Below are 12,826 nucleotides of genomic sequence, written 5' to 3'. Positions count from 1 at the left end.
TTTCTCCTTTTCATCTATAAATATATTTTACTCTAATTAACAATGTTATTATATGTCGTTGTTTGCTTTTTCCAAATATTTAAAGGCATAAACCGAATAATCAGCAGCATTACGATAAACCCGCCAATCATTCCTGAAATATGTCCAGCTAATGAAATTGATGGAATCAAAAATGAAATCAATAACATTAATAATACACTTGAAGAAATTTGTTTAAATAAATAAGCATAGATATTTTTGAATTTTATCGCTAATGCTAATAGAGCACCCATCAATCCAAATATCGCTCCTGAAATTCCTCCCATCACACTATTAGCACCATTACCTGTAGCGATAAAATACAGACATGGTAATAAAGTCGTTGATAACGCCGATACTCCTAACACAATTCCATAACGCTTTTGTCCTAACAAATACTCCATTACAGAACCTAAATTAATCAATGAATAACAATTACAAAAAATATGCATTAAACCAAAATGGATAAAGTTAGCTGTTATCAAACGATAATATTGTTTAAAATAAACTACTAAAATCGGATTAAATCCACCGCATTCGATCCCCTGCTGAGCATTCATATCCAAGCTATACTTGAATGTCGTATAACCATAAACTAAAACACATATACTGACTACGATAACTGTGACAGGATACTTCTTATAATCAAATTTCATACTATTCTCCTATAAATTCAAATATTGACATTTGATCAATATTTACCTCTGTATCTTCTAAGATTCTTTTATTCTTCTCATATATCATATCAAATGAAAGATCCGCTAAAATATCTTTAATATAAATTGGTGTAACCCCCATATCTAACAAACGATCGTTTCCTAAATATGATCCTTCAATTGCTAAAGGAATAGTCCAATTGTTATGAAGATTCTGCAAAGCCGTAAACCAGGTTGCCCCATTATTTATACTGCTCGAAATAACAATTTGATATTTAGAAAGGGCACAAACATAGCTATTGCGATCAATAGCACTAGTGATATTAAAATAACTATTGGGATCTTCAGCACTCAACATCACCAATTGTCCCGTTTTTAGATATTTTTTATATTCATTTTGTTTTGCTGTCAATCTTTCACAAACAAAACTAACACATTTGCACCCCTGTTGTAAAGCATAATGAAATGCAACTTCATCGATTCCTTTACTATCATTCGAAATATACACTAAATCATTTTCGCTTACTTTATCAATCAAACGTTTCGTGTACGTTCGATCTTTTTTGGTTACTTTAGTTAAACCCATTAATGAAATACCATCTTTAGTAATATTAATATCGCCACAATAAAATAAATATAGTGGTGATCTCTTTTTTAACTGCTTAACTAATCTAGCTGGAAAATTATCTTCATATTTAGTTGTAACATTAATTCCGTTACTTTCTAAATTATTTAAAACACTTAAAAAAACATTAACTGTTGCCAAACGTTTGACCATCTTATCAGCAATAAATTCATCAATTTCTAAAATATCTTCTAAATCTTGTTGCGACATTGAAAGTAAGCTTGCCGGCCCCTTTAAATCTTTCTTTTTAATAATCTTTTCAACTTTCAACCATTCATCAGTACTTAAAGGAATTTCTTTATACGCTTTTAAATGAGCACAAAACAGCATCATTGCAATACTATCAAAATTCAATTTAATTCGTTCCATAACAGCATCATCTCCTAGTACTCATCAAAGATTCGTCTAATTTCATTAATGTTTCTTGTTTTACTTAAAGCCAACATTAATAACACTCTTGCCTTTTGACCCGAAAGTGTATTTGAAGGAATACAAACATTATTAGGATCAAAAACATCGCTTTTATAGACAATACCTTGATTTACTCGTGAAGCTCGAACAAACACTATTCCCTGATTAGTCAAGCGCTCAATTTCCTGCAACCATACCTGACTATAATTACCACTACCACTGCCAATAATTACAATACCCTGGTGTTCATCTGCCATTGTTTTTAAAAGATCAACTTTAGCCCCAGCATAATAATAAACAATTCCTACCGCAGGTAATTCTTCTAGTAAATCCTTACTAAAAACTGATTGTAAAGTATGTTTTTTAAAGGTTCTCGAAAACATCAACACTTTATCATCATACATATATCCTAAACAGCCAAAATCCTTTTGATCAAAAGCATCGATTTTAAAATTACTCACTTTTTGAATATCTCGTCCCGAATAAATCGTACTTGAAAATAGTGCCATCACGCCATGTCCTAAAGCTTCATCACTTGAAGCCAAACAAACCGCCTGATATAAATTCATCGGTCCGTCAGCACTAGTAGCACTAGCCGGACGCATTGCTCCAGTTAAAACAACAGGTTTATATGTATGAACTGTTAAATTTAAAAAATACGCAGTTTCATCTAACGTGTCTGTACCATGTGTAACTACAATACCATCAACATCATCATAATTTGCTAGTTCATTGATTTTTTTTGTTAGACAAAGCCAATGTTTCTCATCCATTTCATTACTATCGACATTAAAAAGCTGGATTGCCCTTAAATTTGCAACTTCATTGATCATCGGAATTGAATCAATAATTTCTTTGATATCTATCTTTCCTGCTTGATAGTCTGTCGCTTTACCTATCTTTCCACTACCAGCAATCGTGCCACCTGTAGCTATAATTACTATATTTTTCATTTTATCACCGTTATCATTATAGCAAATTTGTTGTAGTATAAAAAGAAAAAACGTCTCTTTGCATTAAAGAGACGTCTTCGTTATTATTTATCAGCTACTAATACTTTATCAGTAGTATGTTCCAAAATAATTTCTTCAGCAGCAGCTTGAGCAGCAGCAAGACGTGCAATCAATACACGATATGGTGAACAAGAAACATATGTTAATCCTGTCTTATGGCAGAATTTAATAGATTCTGGATCTCCACCATGTTCCCCACAAATACCTAATTTGATATCAGGACGAACACTACGACCTTTAGTAGCAGCCATTTCAACTAATTGTCCAACACCACTTTGATCTAAAGATACGAATGGATCAACTTGAATTACTTTACGATCGATATATTCAGGTAAGAAACTTCCAATATCATCACGAGAGAATCCAAATGTCATTTGAGTTAAATCGTTTGTACCAAATGAGAAGAATTCTGCATGTTTAGCAATTTCATCAGCTGTTAAAGCAGCTCTTGGAATTTCAATCATTGTACCGATCTTATATTCAATTTTAGCATTTTTAGCCATGATTGCAGCTTCGATTGCTTTTGTAACATTATTTTTTACATAAACGATTTCAGCTTCACTACCAATTAATGGTAACATGATTTCTGGTACGATAGTGCATCCTAATTCTCTTTCAACATCAATAGCAGCATCAATAATAGCTTTAACTTGCATATTATAGATTTCTGGATAAGTAACTGCCAAACGAGAACCACGATGTCCTAACATTGGGTTAGTTTCTTTTAAAGTAGCTCCTTTAGTTTTTACTTCTTCTAAAGTCTTACCTAATTTATCAGCAACTGCTTGATATTCTTCATCAGTGTGTGGTAAGAATTCATGAAGAGGTGGATCTAATAAACGAACTGTTACTGGTAATCCTACCATTGCACGATAGATTCCTCTAAAGTCTTCAACTTGGAATTTATATAATTCATCTAATGCTTTAACTCTTTCTTCCACTGTATCAGATAAGATCATTTGTCTTACATATTCGATACGATCTCCTTCGAAGAACATATGTTCTGTACGACATAAACCAATACCTTCAGCTCCAAATTTGATTGCTACAGCAGCATCACGAGGACTATCAGCATTAGCACGAACTTGTAATTTTTTGATTTCATCAGCCCATGACATTAATTCAGCGAAATCTCCTGTTAATTCTGATTCTTCAGAATCTAATACTCCTAAATAAACTTTACCAGTAGAACCATCTAATGATAATTCAGTTCCTTCAGGATAAGTATTACCATCAATAGTAAATGTTCCAGCATCGTAATCAATTGTTAATGCTTTAGCACCAACGATACAGCATTTACCCATACCACGAGCAACTACAGCTGCATGGCTAGTCATACCACCTGTAGAAGTTAAGATACCTTCACAGTCAACCATTCCTTGAATATCTTCAGGAGAAGTTTCATGTCTTACTAAGATAACTTTTTCACCTGCAACAGCTTTTTCATGAACTTTTTCAGCTGTTAAATATACTTTACCAGCACCAGCCCCTGGTGAAGCAGGTAATCCTTCAACAACTGGATCTGCAGATTTTAATGCTTCAGCAGTAAAGTTTGGATGCAATAATTGAGAAATTTGATCAGGTTCAACACGAGTCATTGCTTCATATTTGTTAATTAACCCTTCATGTACTAAGTCTACTGCAATTTTTAAAGCAGCTTTACCTGTACGTTTACCATTACGAGTTTGTAAGATGAATAATTTACCATTTTCAACAGTAAATTCACAGTCTTGCATATCTTTATAATGTTTTTCTAATCCTTTAACAATAGTAACTAATTCTTTATAGATTTCAGGCATATCTTCTTCTAATTTAGCGATTTTTTGTGGTGTACGAATACCAGCAACAACATCTTCACCTTGAGCGTTAATTAAGTATTCACCATAAATGTGATTATCACCATTAGCAGCATTACGAGTAAATAATACCCCAGTACCTGAATCATTTCCCATGTTACCAAATACCATTTGTTGTACGTTTACAGCAGTTCCTAAATCATGAGGAATACCGTTTAAGTTACGATAGATGATAGCACGATCATTGTTCCAAGATCTAAATACAGCTAAAATAGCTCCCATTAATTGTTCTTTAGCTTCTTGTGGGAAATCTCTTCCTAATTGAGTTTTGAAAATTTCTTTATATTGAGGAATAATAATATTTTCAAAATCATCAGCTGTAATATCCAAATCACTTTCATATCCATTTGCTGTTTTTAATTCAGTTAATTTAGCTTCAAATAATTCTTTGTCAACTTCACAAACAACATCAGAATACATTTGAATAAATCTACGATAACTGTCAAAAGCAAAACGACGATTACCAGTTTGTTTAGCTACAACTTCAACAGTCTCATCATTCAAACCTAAATTAAGAATTGTATCCATCATTCCAGGCATTGAGAATTTTGCCCCTGAACGAACTGAAACTAATAGAGGATTATCCAATCCACCTAATTTTTTTCCAGCTAATTTTTCTAATCTTTCTAAACATTCATCAATTTGTTTTTTCATTTCATCATTGATGATCTTACCATCAGCATAATATTCATTACATGCTTCTGTAGTAACAGTAAATCCTTGTGGTACTGGTAAACCTAAATTAACCATTGCAGCTAGGTTAGCACCTTTACCACCAAGAAGGTCACGCATCATTTCGTTTCCTTCACTAAACATATAAACATATTTTTTCATTTAATATAATCCTCCTTAGAATTAATCCATGTGTATATTATACACATCTTCCCCCCTTCATTCAAGTGGAAGCGCTTTGAAATTATCATATTTTGTTATAAAGAAAAGACTGTATTATTAAAAATACAGTCCTTCCTTCATCCATATTTATCTTTTATTTGCAATTTCTATTTCAATTTTACGATTATTTATCTTTTGTTTATTACATTTTTTAATAACTTTATTAACTACTTTCTTATTAATATCAACAAATGTAAACTTACGTTTTATATCAATATCCCCAATATCTTCTTTTCTGATTCCGGCTTTACTAACAAAGAAATTAATGATTTGAGGGACTTTAATACGATCCATTGATCCCGCTGTAATAAAGATTCTTGTCTGATCTTTATTATTCTGTCTTTTTTTCTCCTCTTTTACTTCTTGAATTACATCACGTTTATAATCAAAACCTAATTGAGCTTGATAATTCATATATAATAAAGCCGCTGTAAAATCAGCTAACATAGTTGGATCGATTTCATTGACCAGCTGTTTAAATTTCTTATGATTACCAGCTAGAATCACATCTTCTACATCACTGATCAACATTCCCATCTTAGCTTCAGAAATCTCTTTAAGAGTCGGAATAGCACCTTTAGTAATCGTTGATTTTGTCACTCTTTCGATCTGCTTTAAAAAACTTTTTTCTTTTGGGGTAATAATTGAATAAGCAATTCCTTCTTTATCAGCACGACCAGTACGACCAATTCGATGTACATATGACTCAATATCCTGAGGCAATTCATAATTAATTACATGAGTAACATTTTCAACATCGATCCCTCTAGCCGCCACATCTGTAGCAATCAAAAAATTGATCGTGCCTTTTTTAAATTTGCGCAATGTATTCATTCGGTGATTTTGACTTAGGTCACCATGCATCGCTTCGACATTATAATTAGCCTGCTGCATTTGTTCAGTCACTTCATCAACACTTCGTTTAGTCCGGCAAAAAATTATTCCGGTTTTAACATTAGCCACATCAATTAAACGACATAATGTTTCAAAACGGTCTTTTTGTCTTACTTCATAATAAAATTGTTTTACTGATGTCGCTGTCGCTTGCTTTGACAATACTGCAACATGTTCAAAATCATCGTGCATATAATTTTGAGCAATCTTTTTAATTCCCGCTGGCATTGTCGCTGAAAATAGAATCGTTTGACGACTATCATCAACTTCTTTTAAAATCATCTCTATATCTTCGACAAATCCCATATTCAACATTTCATCAGCTTCATCTAGCACCACAAATTTTATATTTGCAAGTTTTAAAACTTTACGGCGCATTAAATCCATTACTCTTCCAGGCGTTCCAACAATTATATCAATCCCTTTTTTTATTGTTCGAATTTGTTTTTCAATATCACTTCCACCATATACACAGGCAATTTTACTACCGTTATATTTACCTATTCGATTCATTTCTTCATGAATTTGCATTGCCAATTCTCTAGTTGGTGAAAGAATTATTGCTTGTGGCAATTTATCATTAGCAGGTTCTATTTTGGATAAAAGTACACTTCCAAACGCTAAAGTCTTACCTGTTCCTGTTTGTGCCTGACCAATTATGTCCACCCCAGTGAGTAAGACGGGAATTGCTTTTTCTTGAATTTGTGATGGTTTAGAAAATCCCATGTCTACTATTGCCTTTAATACTTCATTACTTAATCCTAGTTGTTCAAATTTATTTTCAATCATCGTTTAATACCTTTCTAATTACTTTGGTGAGTATAGCATAATTATTCATTATATACAAACCTATTTTTAGAAATTCATCTATTTTTATACAAAATAAGATTATTGTCATTATCCTAGTAATTATTTATCATTACTGTTATAATTTTGACAACAATTTAATTGGAGGAATTTTTATGAATAATAAAATTATTTGGCATGATCGAAAACACTTCATGTGGTTTCCTTTTAGTTTTACAAAATATGAAATCAAAAATGAACGTTTGTATCAACAGACAGGATTGATCAGCACTCATTATGATGAATTACTTTTATATCGTATTACCGATATATGTTTACAAAGAACATTAGCTCAAAAAATTTTTGGGACTGGGACTGTTATCTTGTATACTAAAGCTGATAGTAGTAAAGAAGTTCATTTAAAAAACATCAAAAATGCTCATGATGTAAAAAGCTTGATCTCTAATTTGGTCGAAGAAGCACGTGATAAAAAACAAATAGTTGGAAAAGAATTTTTTAATGATGCTTACAACTTAGACGATCAATTTGACTAAACTGTAAAAACAAATTATTTTTAATGATTTTATTGCATATAGTAGGCAAAAAGGAAGTTTATTAACATTTCAATAAACTTCCTTTTTACTTTTACTTTATCTATCATATAGCAACAATAAAATATTATATCACGATTACATTATCCATATAACTTTTTATTACTTTTCTTAAACTTTATTCTATACAATAAGCAGATCTATTTTATTCCAAATATGATCCTTATTTTTTTATCCGATATCGACCATCAGCTATATCATAAATCAAATATTTATCATGATTCGCAAATAAATAACCCCCGTCTACATCTTTAAACATATACATCAAACGATTCAGCGCGTTATAAATATATTCAAAATCTTCACTTCTAATTGTATCATCTTTTCCAGACAATACAAAAATATTTCGATTAACCCCCTGATATCCTTTAAAATAAGCACGATTCATATCATAAAAAGTAATCAAGAATTTATAAGTACCGTTTTCTAATTCTTTTACAGTATTAAACAAACATAATTCATATTTATCATCCAGCATATAATAAGTTAATTTTACTGCTAAATAATTCTTTCCATTTTTTAAAAGATGATAATGGTATTCTCCACCGAAATTAAGCGTTTTTAAAGATTCGTAACAATCTTTTAATATATTATCAATAAATCTTCTTTGCTCCTTACTTAAATAATAAATTTGTTTAGGTTTAGCTTTATCTACTTTTTTTACCAACTGTACAAACTTCTTCATCACAGCATCGTTAGCGTCCAATATATAATCCCAAACAATTATCTCAATATTACACGGATCAGTTTTTTTGCCTGTATGATATATCAATTTCTGATCTAATTCCAAATAATCCTTAATTTTAACATCTTCTTTTTTATTTTCAGCTGCAATAACAATATTATTATGTAAAAATTCATAAAATTTACATCTATTTAATAATAATCTATCATTAATTATCTCACTTAATTTATTGAATGTTATATTTTCATCAACATCTATAGTTACTTTATTTTCTTTATAAAATATCTTTAATCTATATCTATTAATCATTTTATCCCCCATAAAACTACTCATTCACTTTAAAAAGAACAGCTGCCATATGTTTACAGTTATTCCCACTAGAAGCGTATGGGCAATTACATGCTATTTTTCTTATTCTTTTTTCTTTTACCTCAACAGAAACCATATATTTAGTTGTTCCATTTACCGAAGCTACGATATGTTCAGTACTTTGATAAATAATATCAACCATTCCATCTTGAAAATATTTTATACCTCTTTCAATGATCCAAGGTTTAAATAACGATTTCCAATCATCGATATATGGTGAATTTAAATTACGTTTATTCGTATTATATGCTTCAATTTGTTCAAAACAAAATCTAGTTGCTTTTACATCCTCTAAAGCATCATGAGCTGTAAATTCATAGCCATAGTATTCAGCACAAACGGTCAAAGATTTCCATTTATATCTACCACGATTGCCCATCTCACCATAGATAGGTGCGAATTCTTTCATCGGATCTCTAAATTTATATTTTTCTACATCTACGCCATAATTCTTTAATATTCCTTGTTCAAATGCAATATTGTAACAAACAATAAATTCACAATTATCAAAGATATCTTTTACTGCATCGATATAATCTTCAAAACTAAGTTTATCCTTAACATCAGATGGTGAAATACCATGCACTCTTTGCGCATTAGACCAAGAAAAATGTCTTTTTGGCTTACACAATTCATTAATCAAAACTTCCCCATCCTGATTAATTATTGCTACTTGAACTACTTCATCATCATGATACATATTAATACCAGTTGTTTCAAAATCTAAAACTACGTATCTATTTCTCATACCTACACCTCATGCTTTAAAGTTTATCACAATTTATCAAATCATGCCATCTATATTATCAATTACCCATAATATATAACAAACATCATAAATAAAACTTTAAATTTAATTCAAACACGTTTTAATATCAAAAATACTTCAATACACCTAATGTTGATATTAAACCGACAAACAAGAAAAAGAAGGTTATGCCTTCTTTTAATTTCGATACATCCTATGTTGTTATTAAGCTTACAAAAATTCGATTTTTAAATTCATAGAAATTGCATTTCAATAGATCTAATGTTGATATTAAACACAGCTGGTAATGCAGTTGATTTTGTTCTTCAATAATTTCAATACATCTAATGTTACTATTAAACGCGAGCACGCAGGCGCTAAGAAGCGCCGAGTAGCAAAATTTCAATACATCTAATGTTACTATTAAACGGAGGATAGAAGCCTCCTGAGACTGGAAATCCATCATTTCAATACATCTAATGTTACTATTAAACACTAACAGCATTATTTTTATCCGTTATACTTTGCATCATTTCAATACATCTAATGTTACTATTAAACAGCATAAAAGAAAGGGTTATTAACAATGAATTTAGAATTTCAATACATCTAATGTTACTATTAAACAATTTTTCACTTAACTTATCTTTCATTGTTGTCAATTTCAATACATCTAATGTTACTATTAAACTTGTCACGTTGCCCGATAGTTCGACACCGTTAATTATTTCAATACATCTAATGTTACTATTAAACATGTACCGATAAATTATTTTCTATCCCAGCCATTAAATTTCAATACATCTAATGTTACTATTAAACACACCTTCTTTTATTTCTTTTACATCGTCAATTAAAATTTCAATACATCTAATGTTACTATTAAACCTCAATAAGTTGTTTTCGCGCTTACAAGCCCTTATTATTTCAATACATCTAATGTTACTATTAAACTAATTCCAGTCCAAATTGTATGCATTACTATAGTGAATTTCAATACATCTAATGTTACTATTAAACCCATGCAATAGAGGTGCTCCTGTCGTTGTATCTGGAAATTTCAATACATCTAATGTTACTATTAAACAAAGGATATAAATTACTATGATGTGGATAAACACGCATTTCAATACATCTAATGTTACTATTAAACCCAACCGTACCAACTGCACTATTTTGCTCTAACTGCATTTCAATACATCTAATGTTACTATTAAACAATAAGTTCACCAACGTTAAACGTTGTTTTAATCCTAATTTCAATACATCTAATGTTACTATTAAACCCTAGTAAATTAGCCACTTTACATTTTCCATTATACCTCAAAGCTTATATATATCAACAACTTTCTATTTTTTTACCAGCTAAATTCTTCTTTTTATAATTTTCTATCATATTCTCCTGAACCCTTACTCTAACAAGAGGTTTAGACATTTTATTAAAAATTTTACCTGGTAAATTATATAATTAAACTATCTGTATTCTCTTCTTTTTGACATCCTAATATCTCTTCATCAAAAGAACTTTCACTTTGTAATTTAATTATACTGACACAATCCTCATCCTTATTTATAGCCTTTTGTAATTCTTTCTTCAACAAAATTAACTTTGCTGGTGTGATAGGGCCTTTAAAAATAGAATACTGATAATGAGGAAGATACTTTTTACAAATCTTAAATATTTTATTAACTCTTTTTTCACCAATATCATAACAAACAATTACATAATTATGATTTTTTATTTTCATTAGTATTTATCCTTTATTGAAAATGGTATAAAAGTGGTACCTTCAAAAATTGTTTTAATTAATTTATATCCGTCATATTTTATTGCTGTTTTATATGATATTTTTCTTTTTAATTTTGTATGCTGGAATTTAGTATCTATCCTGTTTTCAAAAGCTTCAATAAATATTTGTCTACCTTCTTCATTTAATAAACAATAGTTGGTTTTTTTGTCAAAATGTTTTTCAACTTTTAATTTTCTAGTATTTACTAATTCAAAAATAGTTTTAAAAACTATTATTGGTTTAAATACTTCGCTTAGATCTAATGATAAAGAAAATCTTTGTTCTGTTGGTTCATGTAAAAATGAAATACTTTGATTTAAATGAGTTTGATATATCGCCGAAATTGTTTTTGTATATAATAATGTGTTTCCAAAAGAAATCAAAGCATTGATTGGATTATCTGGTGGTCTTTTAACTCTCTTATTCATTATAAAATCTTCAGGTAATATATATTTAAAAGTACTATAAAATCTTTGCCACAACTCGCCTTCAACCGCCATTATTTCTTTAATATTATTAGCATCTTGTAAACGTCTAGAAACTTCTTTTCGAATCCAGTCAATAGTTTCTTTAACTTCTTTTTTGCCATGTTTATAATAATGATACAAAGTTTCATCAATATTAATTGCTATTCCATGAACGATCGCACTAGCAATTTCTTTTCTATGATTACTAAATGCTTCAACTTGTTTAATCAATAATTTACCACTAGTATATTTATCTTTAGGATAAAAAGTTCCACTATAGCCCTGATAGTAATTAAAAAAATGAATAATTATATTTTTTGATGAAATAAAATCCAACAATTTAGTATTCAATGATATTTCATTTAAACAATATATCTCTTTTACATTTTCTACTGGTAAATAGATATTTTTATTACCTTTTCTAAAACAAAGTGAATCGTCTTTTCGCTTTAAATCACCCATACTAGTTATATATTTTGTACTTCCCATAACCTCACCTCCTATATATAACAATAAGCATAGTATGCACATTTTTTACATTTACTCTCATTTAAAACTGGTGGTATTTGATTACCTTCCAATAGTTCTTCAATTTCTACAATTACTTTATCTAATTTCTGTTCTTCTACAGCATTTAATTCTACTTCAATAAAAGATTTATTTTGTTTGTTTTTTTCAATTACTTCGATCCTACCTTTTCTAATTATTCCTTTTGATTTTAATATTTTAAGATAATACAAAAGCTGCCATTTAGCTGCTATCAAGTCAGCATCAGATTTTTTAGTTTCAATTAAGTATTTGGCCGTTAATTTATCTAATCTAATATTATCTATTGCTATTTCTGAGTTTTTGTTATCACTATATTTTTGTTCGTGCAAAGCTTTTCCAATTTTTACATCTTCACTTTCATCTTCTAAATTAAGACGATTACCATGTAAATAACATTGTCTTTTACAATGAAAATAATAATTTATCAACGTCCCATTTATTTGCATGATCACAC

General features: G+C 29.8%; 11 protein-coding genes and 1 CRISPR repeat array. Of the genes, 1 reads left to right on the top strand and 10 read right to left on the bottom strand.

The window, feature by feature from the left end:
• Positions 1 to 32 precede the first annotated feature (32 nt).
• From OC535_RS09240 to OC535_RS09220, 5 genes are all read right to left on the bottom strand, one after another.
• Positions 33 to 674, bottom strand: coding sequence for a rhomboid family intramembrane serine protease (locus OC535_RS09240; protein WP_024722272.1), 642 nt, complete (start codon positions 672 to 674; stop codon positions 33 to 35).
• Position 675: 1 nt separating this feature from the next.
• Positions 676 to 1,668 (bottom strand): DNA-processing protein DprA, encoded by a 993-nt coding sequence (locus OC535_RS09235; protein WP_024722273.1) that lies wholly within the window; start codon positions 1,666 to 1,668, stop codon positions 676 to 678.
• A 14-nt stretch (positions 1,669 to 1,682) separates the two neighbouring features.
• Positions 1,683 to 2,663 carry an asparaginase gene (locus tag OC535_RS09230; RefSeq protein WP_227052912.1) on the bottom strand — a complete coding sequence of 327 codons (981 nt, stop codon included), beginning with the start codon at positions 2,661 to 2,663 and terminating at the stop codon, positions 1,683 to 1,685.
• A gap of 83 nt (positions 2,664 to 2,746) precedes the next feature.
• Positions 2,747 to 5,413: a pyruvate, phosphate dikinase gene (ppdK, locus tag OC535_RS09225; RefSeq protein ID WP_498823642.1), complete on the bottom strand. Its 2,667-nt coding sequence runs from the start codon at positions 5,411 to 5,413 to the stop codon at positions 2,747 to 2,749.
• A 147-nt stretch (positions 5,414 to 5,560) separates the two neighbouring features.
• Positions 5,561 to 7,156 carry a DEAD/DEAH box helicase gene (locus OC535_RS09220; RefSeq protein ID WP_498823641.1) on the bottom strand — a complete coding sequence of 532 codons (1,596 nt, stop codon included), beginning with the start codon at positions 7,154 to 7,156 and terminating at the stop codon, positions 5,561 to 5,563.
• A 173-nt stretch (positions 7,157 to 7,329) separates the two neighbouring features.
• On the opposite strand from OC535_RS09220, the gene OC535_RS09215 reads away from it, so the two are divergent.
• Entirely contained in the window at positions 7,330 to 7,707 is a 378-nt protein-coding gene (locus tag OC535_RS09215; RefSeq protein ID WP_024722277.1) for a PH domain-containing protein, read from the top strand.
• 220 nt (positions 7,708 to 7,927) lie between these two features.
• Here the strand turns inward: OC535_RS09215 and OC535_RS09210 are convergent, their stop codons facing one another.
• The 5 genes from OC535_RS09210 to cas4 form a co-directional block, all read right to left on the bottom strand.
• On the bottom strand, positions 7,928 to 8,758 hold the full coding sequence (locus OC535_RS09210) for a hypothetical protein (RefSeq protein ID WP_024722278.1): 831 nt from the start codon (positions 8,756 to 8,758) through the stop codon (positions 7,928 to 7,930).
• A gap of 16 nt (positions 8,759 to 8,774) precedes the next feature.
• Positions 8,775 to 9,566 carry a 3'-5' exonuclease gene (locus tag OC535_RS09205; RefSeq protein ID WP_024722279.1) on the bottom strand — a complete coding sequence of 264 codons (792 nt, stop codon included), beginning with the start codon at positions 9,564 to 9,566 and terminating at the stop codon, positions 8,775 to 8,777.
• Positions 9,567 to 9,701: 135 nt separating this feature from the next.
• Positions 9,702 to 10,852: a CRISPR direct-repeat array (repeat unit 30 nt; unit sequence ATTTCAATACATCTAATGTTACTATTAAAC).
• Between the two features lie 174 nt (positions 10,853 to 11,026).
• Complete coding sequence (gene cas2, locus OC535_RS09200) at positions 11,027 to 11,314, bottom strand: CRISPR-associated endonuclease Cas2 (protein ID WP_498823640.1); 288 nt, start codon at positions 11,312 to 11,314, stop codon at positions 11,027 to 11,029.
• The gene (cas1b, locus tag OC535_RS09195) at positions 11,314 to 12,312 is read right to left on the bottom strand and encodes a type I-B CRISPR-associated endonuclease Cas1b (protein ID WP_024722597.1); all 999 of its coding nucleotides are present in this window, start codon (positions 12,310 to 12,312) and stop codon (positions 11,314 to 11,316) included. The genes cas2 and cas1b overlap by 1 nt, the downstream gene beginning before the upstream one ends.
• Positions 12,313 to 12,323: 11 nt before the next feature.
• Positions 12,324 to 12,818: a CRISPR-associated protein Cas4 gene (cas4, locus tag OC535_RS09190; RefSeq protein ID WP_227052908.1), complete on the bottom strand. Its 495-nt coding sequence runs from the start codon at positions 12,816 to 12,818 to the stop codon at positions 12,324 to 12,326.
• Positions 12,819 to 12,826 lie beyond the last annotated feature (8 nt).

The organism is Clostridium sp. Marseille-Q5894 (genome assembly GCF_946902305.1).
Lineage (GTDB): Bacteria > Bacillota_I > Bacilli_A > Erysipelotrichales > Coprobacillaceae > Thomasclavelia.
This window is presented reverse-complemented; position numbering and strand designations above follow the sequence as displayed.